This window comes from Bacillus mojavensis (genome assembly GCF_012648005.1).
In the GTDB taxonomy this organism is placed as follows: domain Bacteria; phylum Bacillota; class Bacilli; order Bacillales; family Bacillaceae; genus Bacillus; species Bacillus mojavensis.
On record NZ_CP051464.1, the window covers coordinates 1,286,473 to 1,304,992 of the forward strand.

The following is an 18,520-nucleotide window of genomic DNA, read 5'->3' on the forward strand; positions in this document are numbered from 1 at the left end:
CTTGTTTACTTTCTTCAAAAAGTTTTGAATGTAAGGTAGCGTGGGACCTGAAAAATGTAAAAAGCTTACTAATTGTAAGCTTTTTTATAAATGTATGTAAGAATACTTAGCCAAAAGACTAAGCATCCTCGACATCTCTTTCAAATATCATTTCAAAATAAGCAGCTGCTCCATACCCGTCTATACTAGGGGCGAAAATCTGAATAAACTTCCATCCTTTTTGAGCATAGTCACGAATAATTTGTTGGTAGTCTTCTTTGGGCCTTCTTCTCATGGTACTAAGTTCGACTCTAACGAATTCATACTCTTTCATCATGTGATACCTCCTCTAAGGTTATACGAAAGAGCGAGAGAAAAGTTTCCGAAAGATGGGAAAACAAAAGATGAACATACCGAAAATAACTAACGGTTCAAGAACATTCGAGTTCTGATCATATTCACACAGTTCTGATTGACCAGTACCTAATCGTGAGATGCTGATTTTCAAAAAAAAGCCAATGGTCGGAAGCAAGAACGCAGAGCGAGGTACGCCTTGTCCTATCATCTAGATGAACCGGCGATTTAGAAAAAGGGGGAGAGGATCATAACGGTGCTCCTTTTATGATATTTCAATGGGGCATGTGGAAATGACATATTCTTTACCGAGCCGTGTGGCAATCGCGGATCAGCAAAACAAGTGATAATAACACATATAAAAACGAACAGATCATCAGTATACTCATGAGTGGATAGTGTTTCGCAGAGTATATGAAAAAGTCCAGCTGTGAAATTTGTTTGGGGCTGGTGATGGTGTCAATGCCGTTAAGGAGCTTTGTAAATTTGGCTGTGTAATTCCAATCGAATTGATCTGAAACAAGCTCGCTTCCTTGATACCAATTGACAGCGGCTAAAAACAGAAAAGCCATAAATGAAAATCCAAGCTGAACAACTAAAACAATCCCTTTCATCGTATGCCTCCAAATCAATGAACATGAGAAAAGCAAATCATATATTACCATAATGTAGGCAGTTCGACAATTTTTTCTTTATTTCCGGATTGGGACTATTAATGGAAAAGATCTTAGTCTGGTTTAGTTTCATATTTTAAAATGGATAGATATTATGTATTTTATTGGGATTTTAGTTCTGCCTGGGCGGGTGCTTTTTTACTCTTTCGTCTTTTGTCGCTCTCAGCTATGTGTTATTTTGGATATTGGTGATCATATCCAGAAAGTGATGGTGTCCATGAAAAAAGTATCTCTAAAATACATACTTATTATTTTTTCAATATGTGCAGCCCTCCAGGAAACAGATGATATGAGTATTGCCCATAGCTGGATTTTGACTGAAATCATACGATTTTTGATTTGCACGGCTGTGTTTCTTATCATGACATTTCTATTAGAGACTATTTTTCCAAACAAAAAAGAGTCACATTAATGTGTGGCTCTTTTTGCAACATCATCTGATTAAAAACATTACTAAGGAATCAATCATCATGACAAAAAACAGCAAGCAAAAATAAATGAGCGAGTAGACAAACATATCCTTTGCCCACTTTACGTCATCGTCTGTTTTGAATCCGTGGACGCCTTTTTTGATCCATATACCTCCGAGAACCAAGGCAGTTAAAAAATAAAATGGGCTGATATGGCCGGTGCCGAGAGAAAAAGGAAATAATAGCGTAACCGGCACCAGGACTGCAATATATTGAATCATTTTTACTTTCGTTACATGATTTCCTTTTACAACAGGCAAGAGCGGGACACCAGCCGCTCGATATTCCTCTTTGCGTCTTATCCCAATGGCCCAAAAATGCGGGGGCTGCCACAGAAACATAATGGCATATAACATGACGGCGGTTACACTGATTTCTCCTGTGATGGCACAATAACCCATTAGCGGCGGAGCAGCTCCCGGAAAGCTTCCGACAAATGTGCTCCATACCGAGGCCCGTTTCACCCATACTGTATAGATGATGGCATAAAAAATAAAGGCGACCAGTCCGAGAATTGCAGGTAAAGGATTGAGGGAATACAGCATGGCAAGACCTGCTATTCCTAAAACAGAGCCATACGTTAAGATTAAAGCTGGCGGCATTTTTCCTGTGACTGAGGCCCTGCTGCGGGTGCGCTCCATTTTTGCGTCCATATGCCGATCAAAATAGTTGTTGTAGACAGTGCCGGAAGCCATAACAAACGCGGTCCCAAGCATTGCCGTCACCATTGTCATGAAAAAAGCGAGTCCCGTTAATGGTTTTTCTGAGCTCACAAATGCGATCCAAAATCCGCCGAAGGCTGCTATTGAGTTTGATATGATAATGCCGGGTTTTGCAAGCTTTATAAAATCGTAAACGGATACCCGGTTCGAGGCTTTTATGTATTTTGTTTCAGAAATCGGAGCAGAAACTCTTGAATTCTCCAAAAATAGACGCCTCCCCCAAAACTGCATGCTTTTGTTATCGTACCAAGAGGCCAGCCAGATCACAATTATTTCCTGTATTTGTCATGATATTGTCAATATTCATACAAAAAAAGGGGAGCTGGACTGCCCCCATTTTCGGTACATAAACCTGCTATCTGTTGTATCCTCCATATCCGCCGCCGTATCCGTACCAAGGGTAGTAAGGAGGGCGCGGGTAGTAGTAAGGCGGACGTGGATAAAACGGATAAAACGGTCTTGGGTAATAATAAGGCGGATAAAAGGGCGGTCTAGGGCGCGGACGCGGGTAGTAATATGGCTGTCTTTCATCAAAAGGGGAAACTTGCTCATACTGGTCGTAATTCACAGGAAATTCCAAGAGGGTTACCTCCCTAGCATTTTTTATTCTGTTTACCTTATTCCTGATATGAGAAATAGGTGTATGTCCATTGACCAGATTGTTTTTTAATGAGTAAATCCTTAGAAAGGGATTGACAAGAACTTCTAAATCTCCTAATATTACAAATGTGAAATAAATGTTACTTTAATGTTACAAAAACATTTCTCATTGGGAAGAAAAAGCATAAAGAACATTATCTGAATCTATTGATGGAATATAAATCGAAGTGATTACGAAAGAAGGAATTTGTTTTGTTGGGGAAAAGAATCAAATGGTTTCAATTATTGCTAGCAGTAGTTTGTGTGGCAGGGGTCATAGGCTTTTGCCATAATACATCAAAAAAAGAAACGGTCATGAATCAAGTGAAAACCGATTCTCAGTATGGAGATGTAGAGATCGCAACGCTTGTGAATGACGGGAAAACATTTAATTACGCGGTCAACTATCCTGTTTTTAAAAATAAAAAAATGGATGCGGCATTAAAGCGTTTCGCAGAGAAAGAGGTTCGACAATTTCAAAAGGAAACGAAAGATGCTGACCAGGAGCATACAAAAAAGCGCAATGAACTCAACATCGATTACGAAATCGTTCATTACGCCAAGCAGACAGCGGCAGTGGTCTTTACTGAATATAAATACATAGGCGGCGCTCATGGACAAACCGTGAAAAGAACGTTTAACTTTGATTTTAGTAAGGAAGCCTTTCTTTCTATTGATGATATTTTTAAAAAGGAATCGGATTATTTACAAAAGCTTTCGCTGATCGCTTATCATGAGCTTAAAAAGAATAAGGACATTGCAGCGGACGACGAACTGTTAAAAGAGGGAACTGCACCGGCAAAAGACAATTTCAGCCGTTTTGCCGTCAAGGAAGATTATATCGAGTTTTATTTTGATACATATCAAGTCGCTGCGGGCTATCTGGGAGAGCAGTCGATTGCGATTAAGAAACATCTTTTAAAAGATATATTGAAAGAACAATATATTGATAAAGCGAAAAACAAAAATAAAATCAAAGAACAAAAACCGAAGCACGAAGTCATTTCATTACCCAAAGAAGAAACAATTGATCCGAATAAAAAAGTCATTGCGCTTACTTTCGACGACGGCCCGAATCCTGCGACAACAAATCAGATTCTGGACTCCTTGAAGAAATATGAGGGGCATGCAACGTTTTTTGTGCTGGGCAGCAGGGTTCAATATTATCCGGAAACGTTAAAAAGAATGCTGAAAGAAGGGAATGAAGTGGGGAACCACTCATGGAGCCATCCGCTTCTCACAAGGCTTTCAGTGAAAGAGGCATTAAAGCAGATCAATGACACGCAGGACATAATTGAAAAAATAAGCGGGTATCGTCCGGCGCTTGTGCGGCCTCCATACGGGGGCATTAATGATGAACTGCGAAGCAAGCTGAAAATGGATGTCGCGTTATGGGACATTGATCCGGAAGATTGGAAAGACCGAAATAAAAACACAATTGTCAACCGAGTCATGAGCCACGCGGCTGACGGTAAGACGATTTTAGTACACGATATTTACGGCACCTCTGCTGATGCGGCCGATGAAATTATTAAAAGACTGACCGATCAAGGTTACCAATTGGTGACGGTCACTCAGCTTGAAGAGGTAAAAAAACAAAGGGAAGCGAAATAAATGTGGAAAGGCTGTCGCGGGAAATGCCCGTTGGACAGCCTTTTTTCTTTTTAATAAGAGCCTGTGGTTGCCCATACATTCAGGTTGGGGCCTGAATATTTACCGAAAGCGTAGGAGGTTCTCGGGTCTAAGTCATAGACCATAGGCGTATAACAAGATTTTTGGCCTGCCACTGCTTTGCCATTGCCGCCTGCAGAGTCACAGTTATATCTCTTTTTGTCTGTGTTCCGGGTAATTTCCGCATTTGCTTCATAGCCTGTTGTCAAGGTGTTGTTCATCGTGATTTTTGCCCATGCCGTTTTGCACGTACTGCTGAACTTGAGCTCGACGACTCCGATGACTTGATTGTTTGCGTTCACTAGGTTAGAAGATTTTTTTGTGGTGGCACTGGACGCACAATCATTGTAATAAGGGCTTTTTCCATCGTAGGCATGCGTTTCCGCATGAGCGGGTGCTCCCTTGACGGCAAAAATAAATACGAATGCGAACAACGCCAAAGACACCTTTTTAACCATTCTTTTCATTTTTTCCTGACCTCCTTAAAATGACAAACAATAAATCATACGGAGGAAAGAGCAAAACATGCATGCTTTTTTGTGAAAAACAAAGGCGGCCGGGAGATGGTGTTTCTTTGCCGCCTTTAGCGTGAAGCTAAGCTTTTAGGTCAATTTTTTGTCCAAGCGTCGGATGCTGAATCAGCTTAAGGGTTTGATCCGCATTTTGCTGGGCAGTGTCCAGCATCTTTTTCGTTAAAGCGATATCAACATTTTGGGCCAGATTTGCTTGATGCATGGCAACTGATAATGCAGGAATATCCATTGCTACACCTCCTATGCCTTTCCTATCGGCGGCCCGCTTTGATTTTATAGGGCAGAAAGGCTTAATTTTTTCTGTTGATCCTTACGCTGCGGCATACCGTATATTTTTCGTAAGGAGGGATTAGGATGAATATCGTAATAGAACAGACCTTTCAGCAATATGAAAAGCTGTTTTCCATGGAAGAACACGAAAGAGAGGACGAGTTTCGGTATACGATGATGGGACCGTTTGAAAAAATGTGGCGCGCCATACAGGTTCCGCTAAAAGCGAAGACACCGAATGGATATGATGTGATGATGGCGGTAAAGATGCTAGGTTATTTGGATGTGTGTGATGCTGAAACCGGACAGAAAGCATTGAGAAAACTGCAGCAATTGCATATTGCCGAGACTGCTGCATCTGCGCTGCAGCAGTGTATACATTTTGCCGAGCGTGAAAAGCTGCGCGTAAATGCGGAAGAAATGAGGTTCGGGCTTTACATTGCTGATCCAAACAAGCTGAAGCTGCAAAAAGGGTATTGCGGGTTTGGGGGAATTCCAGGCTTTATTCACGTTTGGATGTATCCGAACAGCTATAACCTCCTGAGGATTTCATCGATTATTGCCCATGAATTTCATCATAATCTGCGATTTTCGTATTTTGATTTTCACCGAGGTTCTGTGTCAGTCGGGGATTATCTTGTCATTGAAGGGCTGGCTGAGTCATTTGCGCGGGAGCTCTTTGGCGAAGAACAATTAGGCCCTTGGGTTACTCGCTTTGATCGGGACGATTTGCAATATTCCATTGAAGTTATAAAAGAGGTGCTTGATGTAAAAGGCTTTTCAGAGGTGAGCCGTTACATGTTTGGAGATCAAATAGCGAAAGCGCAAGGCTTCGAGCCGGCGGGATTATCTGCTTTTGCCGGATATGCGGTTGGATATCACGCTGTTCAGTCTTTTATGCATAAACACCGGGTCGATATAAAGGTGGCCACGCTCTTGGATACAGAGACGATTCTGTCTCAGTGCGGGCTGTTCTCGCTATAAGAAAAAGCGTCACGTCAGCGGCGCTTTTTGATGTTTTGATGGAGCAGCTCTATGAGTGTGCAGGTGACAATTCCCATCGTATAAGCTATGATATCGCTCCATAAAAATCCGTACCCCAGCACGAGGCCGCCGAGCGAAGTGTCCCTGATCCGGTCGATCCACTCAGCATGGTACAGCTGGCTGCATTCGATAATAACGCAAAATGAAAGGCTGATAATGCCTGTCATGATGGTTTTCATCGTCTGAAACAGAAAGCCGCAGCCCGTAAAAATCATTGCGGCCCACAGCGCATCTCCGAGATAGGCATTGACGCTAGCCGGAAGAAAACTGGAGAACGCTCTTGACCCCAGTCCCAACCCAATGATGAGGATTGTAAAGGCCGCATATATGAACCGGTTCCTTCTCATTAATGATTGATACCTCTTCTCGTATTTATCCTCCCATGTATTGTAAGGAATCCATCTTCACTTTGTCCATAAAAAAAGAGGCTGAACAGCCGCAGGTACTTTATCTTGCTCTTAGATTGACATGGTTGGCTGTCTGGTCTTCTCCAATAACGAAATGAAGCTCATAGCGGCCTGTATCATAGATATAGTCGATTTCATCCGTGAATGGGACAGTTAAAATTCGATCGGCGGGGCCAATTTGATCGCTCAGTACATCCGGTGTAACCCCTCCAAGATTCAGATGGCGTTCTACTCCGGTTCCGAAGTAACGGATTTCTGAAATGGTCATGTCTTTGTTATAGGAAAAGCCGTAGCCGGGATTTCCCATATTCCAGCTGTATAAATCAAACATATTGTTTCCTCCAGCCGGTCTTTCCGGTTCTCCCATCTTGGCATGGACATCCCCTTTTGTGCTTTTGTTCATCGTAAGGCCTTGTACCTGCTGCGGCATTTCACCTGTAAAAGCGGTGTTATAAAGACTTTTTACAAGCTCAGCGGATGATGAGGTTGTTTCTTCAGCAGGCGGATTTGCCTGAGCGGCAGCTTTCGCCGGAATTGCCGTCCCAAAGCCAAAAACAGTACATGACAGTGCTGCCGCCGCTGTTAATGCGGAAATGGTTTTCTTCATGGTTATCCCTCCCTTTTTGTCTATCATGTCGTTTCCCGGTGTTCGTGCATTAAAACATTCCTATGCGCTCTGTATGTTTTAATCAGCACATGTAAGGGAACTGAAATGGGTAATTCGGTATATAAACGCAAGAAAGGGGAATGGAGATGGCGGACACAAAAAAAGTAACAATTAACGGCGTTGAGCTAGAGACAGCCGGGGACCAGACGGTGCTGCAGCTTTTGAATAACAGTTCAATCGAAGTGCCGCAAGTATGCTATCATCCGAGCCTTGGGCCGATTGAAACATGTGATACGTGTATCGTCAGCATCAATGGTGAGCTGAAGAGATCGTGCTCTGCTGAAATAAAGGATGGCGATGTCATTGATACGGTTTCGTCTGATGTGAAAAAAGCACAGGTCATCGGGATGGATAAAATCTTATATAATCATGAGCTTTACTGTACAGTTTGCGATTACAACAATGGAGGATGCGAAATACATAATACGGTGAAGGAAATGAAAATCAATCACCAAAGCATCCCGTTTGATCATAAGCCTTATCATAAGGATGAATCCCATCCGTTTTACCGGTATGATCCTGATCAATGTATTTTGTGCGGCCGCTGTGTCGAAGCATGCCAAGACGTACAGGTGACAGAAACACTGACGATTGACTGGGAGCGGGAACGCCCGCGCGTCATTTGGGATCATGACGTGCCGATTAACGAGTCGTCATGTGTGTCGTGCGGCCATTGCTCAACCGTATGTCCGTGCAACGCAATGATGGAAAAAGGAATGGAAGGGGAAGCAGGATATTTAACAGGCATCAATAACAAGTCACTGCGCCCGATGATTGAGATCACGAAAGGCGTAGAGACAGGTTACGGCTCGATTCTCGCCATTTCTGACATGGAATCTGCCATGCGTGATGAACGAATCAAAAAAACCAAAACCGTCTGCACTTATTGCGGTGTCGGCTGCAGTTTTGATGTTTGGACAAAGGGCAGAGATATTCTGAAAGTGGAGCCGCAGGAGGAGGCGCCCGCCAATGGCATTTCCACTTGTGTAAAAGGCAAGTTCGGCTGGGATTTTGTAAACAGCGAGGAGCGTCTGACAAAACCGCTCATCCGCGAAGGCGACCATTTCCGGGAAGCAGAGTGGGAGGAAGCTTTAACACTGATCGCCGGCAAGTTCACTGAATTGAAAGAAGAATGTGGCCCTGACTCACTTGCTTTTATCACGTCGTCTAAATGTACGAATGAAGAATCCTACCTGATGCAAAAGCTGGCCAGAGGGGTTATCGGCACAAATAATGTGGATAACTGCTCGCGCTATTGCCAGTCTCCGGCTACTGCCGGACTGTTCCGGACAGTCGGATATGGCGGTGACTCAGGATCGATTACAGATATCGCCCAGGCAGATCTAGTTTTGATTATCGGTTCGAACACGTCAGAGTCGCACCCGGTATTGTCTACCCGCATTAAACGGGCTCACAAGCTGAGAGGGCAGAAGGTCATCGTGGCCGATATCAGAAAACACGAAATGGCTGAGCGTTCTGATCTATTTGTCCAGCCGCGTGCCGGATCAGATATCGTCTGGCTGAATGCCATCGCCAAATATCTGATTGAAAGCGGCAAGGCTGATGAACGCTTTTTGCAGGAAAGGGTCAACGGCCGGGATGAATACGTGAAAAGCCTTGCGCCGTACACACTTGAATATGCAGAGGAGAAAACCGGAATTGATAAACAAACCCTGATTCAAATGGCTGAAATGATTCATGAGGCTGACAGTGTGTGCGCGTTGTGGGCCATGGGTGTGACCCAGCACATTGGAGGCAGCGATACAAGCACTGCGATTTCAAATTTGCTGCTTGTCACAGGTAACTACGGAAAACCGGGTGCGGGTTCTTATCCATTACGCGGCCATAACAACGTCCAGGGAGCAAGTGACTTCGGAAGCATGCCTGACAGCCTGCCGGGCTATGAAAAAGTGAAGGATGAACAAGTCCGCAAGAAATACGAACAAGCCTGGGGTGTGCAGCTGCCGGAGGAGCCGGGCATGACCAACCATGAAATGATTGAAAAAATCCATTCCGGACAGCTGAAAGCGATGTATGTAAAAGGGGAGGAAATGGGTCTTGTCGACTCAAATATCAATCATGTGCACGCCGCATATGAAAAGCTTGATTTCTTTGTTGTGCAGGACATTTTCCTATCTCGGACGGCAGAATTTGCAGATGTTGTTCTTCCTGCGAGCCCGAGCCTTGAAAAAGAAGGCACCTTTACAAATACTGAACGCCGTATTCAGCGTTTGTACCAGGTATTTGAACCACTGGGTGAATCAAAACCGGACTGGCAGATTATTATGGAGGTAGCGAATAAGCTTGGGGCCAATTGGAATTATGAGCATCCTTCCGACATAATGGAAGAAGCTGCAATGCTGTCACCAATTTATGCAGGAGTAACCTATGAACGTCTTGAGGGCTACAATTCCCTGCAATGGCCTGTTCGTGCTGATGGGAAGGATTCGCCTTTACTCTTTACAGAGCGTTTTCCTTTCCCGGACGGCAAAGCGATTCTTTATCCGGTTCAATGGACTGAGCCCGAGGAGTTCGGTGAAGAATATGATATCCATGTAAATAACGGCAGGCTCTTGGAGCATTTCCACGAAGGAAACCTGACGTATAAATCAAAAGGCATTTCTGAAAAAACGCCGCATGTATTCTTAGAAATTTCTCCAGAGCTTGCGGCAGAACGGGGGATTCAGGACGGGACCCTTGTCAGACTCACATCGCCTTTTGGAAATGTGAAGGTGAAATGCCTGATCACCGATCGTGTCAAAGGGAAGGAAGTGTATCTGCCAATGAACGATTCTGGGGAAGCGGCGATTAACCTGTTAACAGGCAGCCACGCGGACAAGGATACCGACACGCCTGCTTACAAAGAAACATCAGCGAAGATGGAAATCTTGAAGCAGGATGGAATCAATCCGCTGCCTAAAATCAATCACCGCAACGGAAACCCGCAGCCGCAAATTGGTGTGCAGGTTCATAAGAAATGGGCGCGGAAGGATTACATTTTCCCTGGCGACGCAGTGAAAAGGGGGCTTGGGCACAATGGCTAAAGCGATTAAACGCATTCAGAAAGTACAGGTGACCGAAGAAGATCAGCGCAAACGTGATTTAGAAGAAATCGAAGATGCCTTAGTCGACAACAAAGAAGCCATTCTGGAGACGCTGCAAATGCTTGGGCACATGAACGATCGGGGCGTACTGCCTTTGCTCCGCGGTCTTTTTGGCCAAGGTGATAAAGTCCTTGACATCCTAGTGAAAAAGGCAGATACAGAGGAAACGGCCAATATGCTTAAAAACCTGCTTCTCCTGTTTGGAACGCTTGGCATGCTGGATGTCAAACAGCTGGAGCCGCTCATTTTGAAAGTGAATGCCGGTGTGGCGAACGCGGTAGAACAGAAGAACAGTGAAGAGAAAACAGGTTATTTTGATATCATCCGGTCGCTTAAAGACCCGGAAATCAACAAAGCGGTTACGCTGCTGTTCTCCTTTTTAAAAGGAATGGGACAAGATACAAAGGAGCTGGAACGCACAACTCAGCCTCCGGAGCATCAAAAACATCATCAGGAACCCCGAGAGAAAAGGGGAATGGATAAGCGAGATTGACCACCCACCCGAGCCGGCTGCTGCCAGCTCGGGTTTTTTGATGAAAAGGTCTAATGGACTAGTGAAAAATGTTCAAATACTAGAAAGAAGTGACTTTGTAATGAATGATGTAGATAAATTTGCTACTTTCTTACCTGTTAAGAAAAGGGAAAATATGATTATAATAGAAAACGATTACTTTAGATGGGGGAACAGTCATGAGAAAAGTCTTATTACTATTATTTGTACTGACGATCGGGTTTGCGCTTTCAGCGTGCAGCCAATCGAGTAATGCGTCAGAGAAGGAAAAACCGAAGGAAAAAACGCAAGAAGAGCTTGAAAAGGAACTTGATAAGGAACTGAAGGAAGGCGGTGTATCAAAGGCTAAAAAAGATGATAAGATACATAAAATAGGAGAAACAATTAAGGCAAATGATATTAATTTTACGGTGAACAAAGTGGATCGTGTACAAAAAGGCCAATATGATTATTTGGGCGGAGATGAAGATAATAAAATAAAAACAGTAAAAGGTAATGAAGAGCGGTTAATTATAGAAGTGACCCTGGAATACGTGGGAAAAGGTTCAATGGAATACAACCGATTCGGATTAGATCTGAAAGACAAGAAGAATAAATCAGTACGTCCTGTAATTTCCATAGAAGAGAAAGGAAAAATATTTTTAGGGGGAACCCTGGCATCAGGAAAAAAAGTGACAGGGGTAGTCAGTTATGTAATTCCTAAAGGTGAACAGAAGAATTACACATTGGTATATAACCCTTTCTTAACTGATAGTACAAGTGAGAGAATGGAAAAAAGCGCAAAATACGATATAGATTATTTGATAAAATTAGATTAATTCCTTTATAAAAAAGCACGTATTGCCCTCTGGGAAACGTGCATTTTTTATAGTGAAAGATAACTTGAAGGGACGAGTGATAAACGTGCAAACCAAGTGGCTTGAACGGGCCCAGCGGATTCAGGCGATCGCACAGTCGGGGCTTGCTTTTTCCAAGGATGTGTATGACAGGGAAAGGTACGAAGAGCTGATGAAGCTCAGCTCTGAGATGATGGCGGATTACTCGAAGAAGGACATTGAAGTCATCACTGATTTATGGAAAGGCGAGAAAGGCTATCCAACACCGAAGGCGGATGTTCGCGGCGCGGTATTTCAAGAGAATTGCATATTGCTTGTCCGGGAGAAGCATGACGAGCTGTGGTCACTTCCGGGCGGGTTTTGCGAAATTGGTTTATCGCCCGCTGAAAATGTGATCAAGGAAATCAAAGAAGAGTCGGGGTACGATACAGTGCCTTCTCGATTACTGGCCGTGCTGGACAGTCATAAGCATCCACACCCCCCTCAGCCTTATCATTACTATAAGATCTTCATTGAATGCAGCATAACGGGCGGGCAGCAGAAAACCGGGATTGAGACGAACCATGCCGCTTTTTTTCCGGAAGACAGGCTCCCGCCGCTTTCTCCGAAACGAAACACTCAGTCACAGCTCAGCATGCTTTTTGACTTTCAGCGTCATCCGGATAAGAAAATCGTATTTGATTAAACAAAAAAGAGCCGGAGGCTCTTTTTTGTTTTACAAGACAATATGTTTTTGGCTGGCAAGCTTCAGAAGGGTTAGTACCGAATCAGCTTGTTTATGGCCGAGCCTTTGTTTTAGTTTGCTTTCTTCAACTAAACGGCTTCCATATATGTCGACAGAGGCTTTGTCAACGACAGTATGCCAGTTTTCCTGTTTTGATCCCTCAACGAGCGGCTTTGAATGTCTCTCAGAAAAAGAGAACACAAACAATACAAATGCAAGTGAAAGTACGATGCCGACAACGAGTTTCTTGCGGTTGATCTGTGCTGTCATTTGTTCTCTCCTTCACCATTTTACTTTCTATTTAATCATATCTTTCGCTTGGATTACATAATGGAAAAGTCATCTTTTAAAGTAGTGCTTATGTTGCGAATGAGGATGGCGTGTGAGATTTTCATAAGCTATTGATTGCGGTTCTTATATGGATGGGCATGCCTAAGGTCACATTGTGAATCAAATCGGGTGTGCGTAATAGAAAAAAATTGAAAGATTATGGTAAGATGAACAACATTCGAGGGGGATTATATGATGCCTGCACCGGCATCTTGAAAACCTGCCTGCTGTTTCAGACGACAAAATGGATATCCCTCTTTTTTTCGATAGCAGGAGGTGGTGAAGTTCGTCAATTGCTGAATCTTTTCTTTCATGGGGAGGGGAAACGCATGAATGTGGTAAATCGGCGACAAGCTTTGCAGCGTGCATTGATGAACGGAAAAAATAACCAGGATGCTTATCATCCGTTTCCGTGGTACGAATCGATGAGAAAGGAAGCGCCTGTTTCCTTTGATGAAGAAAATGAAGTGTGGAGCGTTTTTCTTTATGATGATGTCAAAAAAGTCATTGGGGATAAAGAGCTTTTCTCCAGTTATATGCCGGAGCAGACAAGTTCTATCGGGAATTCGATCATTAATATGGACCCGCCAAGGCATACGCAAATCCGTTCTGTTGTGAATAAAGCGTTCACACCGCGCGTGATGAAGCAATGGGAACCGAGAATTCAGGAAATCACAGATGAACTGATCCAAAAATTTCAGGGACGAAGCGAGTTTGATTTGGTTCAAGATTTCTCATATCCTCTTCCTGTCATTGTGATATCCGAGCTTTTAGGCGTGCCTTCAGAGCATATGGATGCGTTTAAGACATGGTCTGATATATTGGTGAGCACACCAAGGGATGGAAGTGAGGAGGCGGAGAAAGTCTTTCTGGAAGAGCGAAACAAGTGCGAGGAAGAACTGGCCGCGTTTTTTGCCGGCATCATAGAAGAAAAACGGAAGAAACCGGAACAAGACATCATCTCCATTTTAATTAAAGCGGAAGAAACCGGCGAAAAGCTTTCTGGAGAAGATCTGATTCCGTTTTGTACATTGCTGCTGGTGGCGGGAAACGAAACGACAACGAACTTGATTTCAAACGCGATGTACAGCATTTTAGACACGCCGGGCGTTTATGACGAATTGCGGCGGCATCCAGAGCTGGTGCCTCAGGCGGTGGAGGAAGCTCTGCGTTTCAGAGCGCCCGCACCTGTTTTGAGGCGCATTGCCAAGCGGGATACGGAGATCGGGGGCCATCTGATGAAAAAAGGTGATATGGTTCTGGCTTTTGTGGCATCAGCAAATCGTGATGAAGCGAAGTTTGACAGGGCGCACATGTTTGATATTCACCGCCATCCCAATCCGCATATTGCGTTTGGCCACGGCATTCATTTTTGTCTCGGGGCTCCGCTTGCCCGTCTTGAAGCAAAGATCGCGTTAACATCCTTGATTTCTGCTTTTCCTCATATGGAATGCGTCAGTATCACTCCGATTAAAAACAGTGTGATATACGGATTAAAAAGCTTCCGTGTGAAAATTTAATAGATAAGGAGACTGGAGATTCATGAAAAAGCACCATATCTCGATTATCAACATCCCGGCGTACGGGCATGTCAATCCTACGCTTGCATTAGTGGAGAAGCTTTGTGAGAAAGGGCATCGTGTCACATATGCGACGACTGAGGAGTTCGCCGCCAGTGTTCAGCAAGCCGGTGCAGAAGCATTGATCTATCATACATCCTTGAATATTGATCCTAAGCAAATCAGGGAGATGATAGAAAAAAATGAGACGCCGATCAGTATCTTAAAAGAATCACTTAGCATTCTTCCGCAGCTTGAGGATTTATATCAGAATGATCATCCTGATCTGATTATCTATGATTTTATTGCGCTAGCGGGAAAATTGTTTGCTGACAAGCTTCATATACCGGTCATCAAGCTTTGTTCCTCATATGCCCAAAATGAATCCTTTCAGCTCGGAAGTGAAGACATGCTGTTAAAAATGAAAGAAGCAGAGGCTGAATTTAAAGCCTATTTGGAGCAAGAGCAATTGCCGGCTGTTTCATTTGAACAGTTAGCTGTGCCGGAAGCATTAAATATTGTCTTTATGCCGAAGTCTTTTCAGATTCAGCATGAGACGTTCGATGACCGTTTCTGTTTTGTCGGCCCATCCCTTGGGAAACGGACGGAACAAGAAAGTTTGGAAATTGAAAAGGGCGATGGCCCGCTTATGCTGATTTCATTGGGAACGGCGTTTAACGCATGGCCGGAATTTTACAAGATGTGCATCGAGGCATTTCGGAATTCTTCATGGCAAGTGATTATGTCTGTCGGGAAAACGATTGATCCTGAAAGCCTGGATGAGATCCCTGCTAACTTTACCATTCGCCAAAGCGTGCCGCAGCTTGAGGTATTGGCGAAAGCCGATTTGTTTATTTCTCATGGCGGGATGAACAGTACGATGGAGGCGATGAATGCCGGTGTGCCGCTCGTCGTCATTCCGCAAATGTATGAGCAGGAGCTCACTGCAAAGCGTGTCGATGAATTAGGCCTTGGCGTTTATTTGCCGAAAGAGGAAGTGACTGTTTCCAGGCTTCAGGAAGCGGTTCAGGCGGTATCCGGTGATCAAGAGGTGCTCAGCCGCGTCAAGAATATGCAAAAGGATGTAAAAGAAGCAGGCGGAGCGGAGCGTGCGGCAGCTGAGATTGAAGCGTTTATAAAAAAATCCGCTGTACCGCAGTAACATAAAAAACCGAAATCAATTTGATTTCGGTTTTCTGTTTAAATGTTTTTTTTCATCCCGCATCTCCGGCATTCTCTCAAAAACTTTCCGCCTTTTACGGAGCTTTTGAACAGTGTGTAGTCACAATTGTCGCAGCGCCCGCTGTGGACGTCCGGATATTCGTTGAATTCGTAAATTACCGATGTGTCGTAGCCTTTTGTTTCGTATTCTTCTTTTGTTTCCATGATCGATCCTCCGTTAAAAAAACGTGTCTATTGTTTATATTATAGCATGCACCCGGTGTATTCAACGGGTAATGAGAGGCATTTGGTTCATCTTGATTTCTCCTTTGATTTGCGACACAATAGCTTTATTAAAGGTTATATACATATAAAGCCTAAGCTGGCAAAGAGGAGAGGAACGGATATGGGGAAAGGTTTACATGGAAAACGCGTTGCGATCGGCGGTTCTCGGAAAACGGAAGAAATCAGCACAATCATTGAAAAACAGGGCGGAATTCCTGTCGTCCGTTCTCTCCAAGGAACGGTATATTTGGCAGAGGAACAGGTGGAGCCGGAGCTGCGCAAATTTGCGGAAGAAAAAGCCGACTGGGTGATCTTTACGACAGGCATCGGTACGGAGACGCTTGTGAAGATGGCAGAGAAAATCGGCGTGAAGGACGAGTTCCTGATGGCGATTCGCCAGGCTAAAGCGGCATGCCGAGGGTACAAAACATTGTCTGCGTTAAAAAAGCTCGGAATCACAGCAGAGGCTTCTGATGAAGATGGGACAACCAGCGGATTGATCCGGTCCTTGGAGCCTTACGATTTTTCAGGAAAAAAAGTAATGGTGCAGCTTCACGGAGAAAACGCGCCTGCCCTCATAGCATTTTTGAAAGAAAAGGGAGCTTCAGTTTTGCCGATCCTTCCATATCAGCATATCCCGCCAGAGAAGGAAACGGTGGAACAGTTATGCCGGGAACTGCTGAATGGTGAATTGGATGCTGTTTGTTTTACCACGGCGATTCAGGTTCGTTCTCTGTTTGATTTTGCCAAGGAGCGCGGCTTTATCAATGAAGTGAAGGCTGTATTCGAAGAGCGTGTCATCGCAGCGGCTGTCGGAAAAGTGACTGCTGAAGCGCTGCGGGAAGAAGGCATCACAAGGCTGCTTGCACCGGAGATTGAGCGGATGGGCGCGATGATTATTGAGCTGTCCAAGTATTATGAAGAAAAGGAATAACCAGTACAAAAGCCGCTTTCCAAATGGGAAGCGGCTTTGTCGTTATCCATTTTCCTTTAATTGCTGATGCGCGGTGAATAATGACGGGTATGTCAGCACGCTTAAGATCACACATGTCAGCGCAGCGGACGCCATCGTTGTAAAAACAATCAAAAGCTGAAAGCGAACCGCCTGAATCGGATCGGCGCCCGCTAAGATTTGGCCGGTCATCATGCCGGGAAGCTGGACAAGGCCAAGTGTTTTCTGGCTTTCTAGCGTTGGGATCATACTCATTTTCATAGCGGAAGTCAGGATGTGCTGTATGGATTGTTTTGGTGTGCCCCCAAGCGACAAAATCAATTGAATTTCTTCTTTGCGCACCCCGACCTCGGAGTTGATCCGGTTTAAAAAAAGGCTCGCGAGCACCATTGAATTTCCGATGACCATTCCGCTGATCGGGATGACATACCGTGCGGTAAGCGGGATGATGTGAAGCGCCAGAAGAATGCCTTGGGTGACGATTTCTACAATCGCTAAGGCCAGAAACACCCTCCAAAAAGAACCGATTTTCATTTTCTTTCTTTTGACGACGTTTTGGGCTGCCACCCCCAGCATTAACAGCACCATCAGCAGGATAAACACAGGGTGTTCTCCATGAAATATCAGCGATAGCACATAACCGATCACAAGCAGCTGTACCGCCGCCCGGATCGTTGCGATTATCATATCTTTTTCAACGTCGGCTTTAAAGGATTTTGATAAAAACAAGGCAATCAGCACAAAGATCATGGTTAATGAGAGAGAAAGGTAATCCATTACCGTGTGCCTCCCTTCAAAAATTCACGGGCTGCTTCATGCTGAGGACGCGAGAAAAATGTGTCTGTCTCCGCGATTTCCAACAGCCGGCCATCAGCCATAAACCAAATGGTATCGGCTACTCGTTTCGCCTGCTCCATGTTATGGGTCACCCACATCACCGTCAGTTTTTTCTCTTGATGCTGCTTTTTGATTAGCTCTTCAATCTCCAGAGCAGAAACAGGGTCCAGGGCAGATGTAATTTCGTCCAATAATAGGATGGAGGAAGGGTTTGCGAGTGTTCTGGCAAGTGAGAGCCTTTGCAGCTGTCCGCCGGATAAATCCTTGGCGCTCCTGTCTAACAGCTCTGGAGACAGGCCTGTCAGTGAAGCGAGCTCTTCAGGAGAGTAAAGCTGGGTTTGATGCAGCTTCTGTACCAGACTCAAATTGTCACGCACCGTTCCGTCAAGGACGGGAGCGGATTGAAAGGCGAGTGCGGCCGTCCGCCTTAGTTTATTCACATCCCAGTCTCTGACTTCCTTTCCGTAAATCTTCACTTCACCGTGATCCGGTGTTTTCATCAAATTACACATGGACAGCAGTGTGCTTTTACCTGAACCGGAAGGGCCCAAAACGGCCACGATTGCTCCCTGTTGAATGTCTCCGGTGACAGCCTTCAATACGTCATAGGTTTGTCCCTCTTGTTCATAGCTTTTTCGCACAGATGTGAATGAGATCGCTGGTATATCGTCTTTTTGATTGTTTGCTTCCATTAAAATATCACCTTTCAGTTAAGTGGGCTTAGACTCTACATAAATATAACGTGAAACAGGTCTCTTTTGGAAGGAGTTAAAAAAGAAAGGAGAACGGGT

At 44.5% G+C, this 18,520-nt stretch carries 21 protein-coding genes; 9 read left to right on the plus strand and 12 right to left on the minus strand.

The window, feature by feature from the left end; genetic code table 11:
* Window positions 1-118: 118 nt before the first annotated feature.
* The 4 genes from HC660_RS06660 to HC660_RS06675 form a co-directional block, all read right to left on the minus strand.
* Window positions 119-313: a DUF4177 domain-containing protein gene (locus tag HC660_RS06660; protein WP_106020643.1), complete on the minus strand. Its 195-nt coding sequence runs from the start codon at window positions 311-313 to the stop codon at window positions 119-121.
* Between the two features lie 325 nt (window positions 314-638).
* Complete coding sequence (locus tag HC660_RS06665; protein ID WP_010333844.1) at window positions 639-947, minus strand: YjdJ family protein; 309 nt, start codon at window positions 945-947, stop codon at window positions 639-641.
* Window positions 948-1,440: 493 nt separating this feature from the next.
* A complete protein-coding gene (gene cyoE / locus HC660_RS06670) occupies window positions 1,441-2,430 on the minus strand; it encodes a heme o synthase (protein WP_168749419.1) in 990 nt (329 codons plus the stop codon).
* A gap of 124 nt (window positions 2,431-2,554) precedes the next feature.
* Complete coding sequence (locus HC660_RS06675) at window positions 2,555-2,779, minus strand: spore coat protein (protein WP_168747466.1); 225 nt, start codon at window positions 2,777-2,779, stop codon at window positions 2,555-2,557.
* A 272-nt stretch (window positions 2,780-3,051) separates the two neighbouring features.
* Between HC660_RS06675 and HC660_RS06680 the strand changes: the two genes are divergently transcribed.
* Window positions 3,052-4,452: a polysaccharide deacetylase family protein gene (locus tag HC660_RS06680; RefSeq protein ID WP_168747467.1), complete on the plus strand. Its 1,401-nt coding sequence runs from the start codon at window positions 3,052-3,054 to the stop codon at window positions 4,450-4,452.
* 50 nt (window positions 4,453-4,502) lie between these two features.
* Here the strand turns inward: HC660_RS06680 and HC660_RS06685 are convergent, their stop codons facing one another.
* On the minus strand, window positions 4,503-4,976 hold the full coding sequence (locus HC660_RS06685) for a YjfA family protein (protein ID WP_168747468.1): 474 nt from the start codon (window positions 4,974-4,976) through the stop codon (window positions 4,503-4,505).
* Window positions 4,977-5,103: 127 nt separating this feature from the next.
* A complete protein-coding gene (locus HC660_RS06690) occupies window positions 5,104-5,271 on the minus strand; it encodes a YjfB family protein (protein ID WP_010333849.1) in 168 nt (55 codons plus the stop codon).
* 125 nt (window positions 5,272-5,396) lie between these two features.
* On the opposite strand from HC660_RS06690, the gene HC660_RS06695 reads away from it, so the two are divergent.
* Window positions 5,397-6,296 (plus strand): DUF2268 domain-containing putative Zn-dependent protease, encoded by a 900-nt coding sequence (locus tag HC660_RS06695; RefSeq protein ID WP_168747469.1) that lies wholly within the window; start codon window positions 5,397-5,399, stop codon window positions 6,294-6,296.
* 14 nt (window positions 6,297-6,310) lie between these two features.
* On the opposite strand, the gene HC660_RS06700 is transcribed toward HC660_RS06695, so the two are convergent.
* Together HC660_RS06700 and HC660_RS06705 are read right to left on the minus strand one after the other, a co-directional pair.
* On the minus strand, window positions 6,311-6,703 hold the full coding sequence (locus HC660_RS06700; RefSeq protein ID WP_168747470.1) for a ribosomal maturation YjgA family protein: 393 nt from the start codon (window positions 6,701-6,703) through the stop codon (window positions 6,311-6,313).
* A 100-nt stretch (window positions 6,704-6,803) separates the two neighbouring features.
* Window positions 6,804-7,370 (minus strand): YjgB family protein, encoded by a 567-nt coding sequence (locus HC660_RS06705; RefSeq protein ID WP_010333852.1) that lies wholly within the window; start codon window positions 7,368-7,370, stop codon window positions 6,804-6,806.
* A 146-nt stretch (window positions 7,371-7,516) separates the two neighbouring features.
* On the opposite strand from HC660_RS06705, the gene fdhF reads away from it, so the two are divergent.
* From fdhF to HC660_RS06725, 4 genes are all read left to right on the plus strand, one after another.
* The gene (gene fdhF, locus HC660_RS06710; protein WP_168747471.1) at window positions 7,517-10,474 is read left to right on the plus strand and encodes a formate dehydrogenase subunit alpha; all 2,958 of its coding nucleotides are present in this window, start codon (window positions 7,517-7,519) and stop codon (window positions 10,472-10,474) included.
* Window positions 10,467-11,027: a helical membrane plugin domain-containing protein gene (locus HC660_RS06715; protein ID WP_059292983.1), complete on the plus strand. Its 561-nt coding sequence runs from the start codon at window positions 10,467-10,469 to the stop codon at window positions 11,025-11,027. The genes fdhF and HC660_RS06715 overlap by 8 nt, the downstream gene beginning before the upstream one ends.
* 197 nt (window positions 11,028-11,224) lie before the next feature.
* Complete coding sequence (locus tag HC660_RS06720) at window positions 11,225-11,863, plus strand: DUF4352 domain-containing protein (RefSeq protein WP_168747472.1); 639 nt, start codon at window positions 11,225-11,227, stop codon at window positions 11,861-11,863.
* Window positions 11,864-11,939: 76 nt separating this feature from the next.
* Entirely contained in the window at window positions 11,940-12,566 is a 627-nt protein-coding gene (locus tag HC660_RS06725; RefSeq protein ID WP_168747473.1) for an NUDIX hydrolase, read from the plus strand.
* 30 nt (window positions 12,567-12,596) lie between these two features.
* Here the strand turns inward: HC660_RS06725 and HC660_RS06730 are convergent, their stop codons facing one another.
* Window positions 12,597-12,875 (minus strand): hypothetical protein, encoded by a 279-nt coding sequence (locus HC660_RS06730; protein WP_010333857.1) that lies wholly within the window; start codon window positions 12,873-12,875, stop codon window positions 12,597-12,599.
* Between the two features lie 389 nt (window positions 12,876-13,264).
* On the opposite strand from HC660_RS06730, the gene yjiB reads away from it, so the two are divergent.
* Together yjiB and HC660_RS06740 are read left to right on the plus strand one after the other, a co-directional pair.
* A complete protein-coding gene (gene yjiB / locus HC660_RS06735; protein WP_168747474.1) occupies window positions 13,265-14,455 on the plus strand; it encodes a monooxygenase YjiB in 1,191 nt (396 codons plus the stop codon).
* Window positions 14,456-14,477: 22 nt separating this feature from the next.
* Window positions 14,478-15,656, plus strand: a complete 1,179-nt coding sequence (locus HC660_RS06740; protein ID WP_168747475.1) for a macrolide family glycosyltransferase — start codon at window positions 14,478-14,480, stop codon at window positions 15,654-15,656.
* A 38-nt stretch (window positions 15,657-15,694) separates the two neighbouring features.
* Here HC660_RS06740 and HC660_RS06745 read toward each other — a convergent pair whose 3' ends face one another.
* The gene (locus HC660_RS06745) at window positions 15,695-15,880 is read right to left on the minus strand and encodes a DUF8096 family protein (protein WP_010333860.1); all 186 of its coding nucleotides are present in this window, start codon (window positions 15,878-15,880) and stop codon (window positions 15,695-15,697) included.
* Window positions 15,881-16,061: 181 nt separating this feature from the next.
* Between HC660_RS06745 and HC660_RS06750 the strand changes: the two genes are divergently transcribed.
* Window positions 16,062-16,874: a uroporphyrinogen-III synthase gene (locus HC660_RS06750; protein ID WP_168747476.1), complete on the plus strand. Its 813-nt coding sequence runs from the start codon at window positions 16,062-16,064 to the stop codon at window positions 16,872-16,874.
* A 42-nt stretch (window positions 16,875-16,916) separates the two neighbouring features.
* Here the strand turns inward: HC660_RS06750 and HC660_RS06755 are convergent, their stop codons facing one another.
* The gene (locus tag HC660_RS06755) at window positions 16,917-17,669 is read right to left on the minus strand and encodes an ABC transporter permease (RefSeq protein WP_168747477.1); all 753 of its coding nucleotides are present in this window, start codon (window positions 17,667-17,669) and stop codon (window positions 16,917-16,919) included.
* A complete protein-coding gene (locus tag HC660_RS06760; RefSeq protein WP_168747478.1) occupies window positions 17,669-18,421 on the minus strand; it encodes an ABC transporter ATP-binding protein in 753 nt (250 codons plus the stop codon). Before HC660_RS06760 ends, HC660_RS06755 begins: the two co-directional genes overlap by 1 nt.
* Window positions 18,422-18,520 lie beyond the last annotated feature (99 nt).

Bases quoted from the DNA above. Each gene is read 5' to 3' on its own strand.
- HC660_RS06760 (WP_168747478.1), bottom strand. From the start codon at position 18,421: ATGGAAGCAAACAATCAAAAAGACGATATACCAGCGATCTCATTCACA.
- HC660_RS06720 (WP_168747472.1), top strand. From the start codon at position 11,225: ATGAGAAAAGTCTTATTACTATTATTTGTACTGACGATCGGGTTTGCG.
- HC660_RS06690 (WP_010333849.1), bottom strand. From the start codon at position 5,271: ATGGATATTCCTGCATTATCAGTTGCCATGCATCAAGCAAATCTGGCC.
- HC660_RS06660 (WP_106020643.1), bottom strand. From the start codon at position 313: ATGAAAGAGTATGAATTCGTTAGAGTCGAACTTAGTACCATGAGAAGA.
- HC660_RS06740 (WP_168747475.1), top strand. From the start codon at position 14,478: ATGAAAAAGCACCATATCTCGATTATCAACATCCCGGCGTACGGGCAT.
- yjiB (WP_168747474.1), top strand. From the start codon at position 13,265: ATGAATGTGGTAAATCGGCGACAAGCTTTGCAGCGTGCATTGATGAAC.
- HC660_RS06730 (WP_010333857.1), bottom strand. From the start codon at position 12,875: ATGACAGCACAGATCAACCGCAAGAAACTCGTTGTCGGCATCGTACTT.
- HC660_RS06750 (WP_168747476.1), top strand. From the start codon at position 16,062: ATGGGGAAAGGTTTACATGGAAAACGCGTTGCGATCGGCGGTTCTCGG.
- HC660_RS06715 (WP_059292983.1), top strand. From the start codon at position 10,467: ATGGCTAAAGCGATTAAACGCATTCAGAAAGTACAGGTGACCGAAGAA.
- HC660_RS06700 (WP_168747470.1), bottom strand. From the start codon at position 6,703: ATGAGAAGGAACCGGTTCATATATGCGGCCTTTACAATCCTCATCATT.
- HC660_RS06665 (WP_010333844.1), bottom strand. From the start codon at position 947: ATGAAAGGGATTGTTTTAGTTGTTCAGCTTGGATTTTCATTTATGGCT.
- HC660_RS06705 (WP_010333852.1), bottom strand. From the start codon at position 7,370: ATGAAGAAAACCATTTCCGCATTAACAGCGGCGGCAGCACTGTCATGT.
- HC660_RS06745 (WP_010333860.1), bottom strand. From the start codon at position 15,880: ATGGAAACAAAAGAAGAATACGAAACAAAAGGCTACGACACATCGGTA.
- HC660_RS06695 (WP_168747469.1), top strand. From the start codon at position 5,397: ATGAATATCGTAATAGAACAGACCTTTCAGCAATATGAAAAGCTGTTT.
- HC660_RS06755 (WP_168747477.1), bottom strand. From the start codon at position 17,669: ATGGATTACCTTTCTCTCTCATTAACCATGATCTTTGTGCTGATTGCC.
- cyoE (WP_168749419.1), bottom strand. From the start codon at position 2,430: ATGCAGTTTTGGGGGAGGCGTCTATTTTTGGAGAATTCAAGAGTTTCT.
- HC660_RS06685 (WP_168747468.1), bottom strand. From the start codon at position 4,976: ATGAAAAGAATGGTTAAAAAGGTGTCTTTGGCGTTGTTCGCATTCGTA.
- fdhF (WP_168747471.1), top strand. From the start codon at position 7,517: ATGGCGGACACAAAAAAAGTAACAATTAACGGCGTTGAGCTAGAGACA.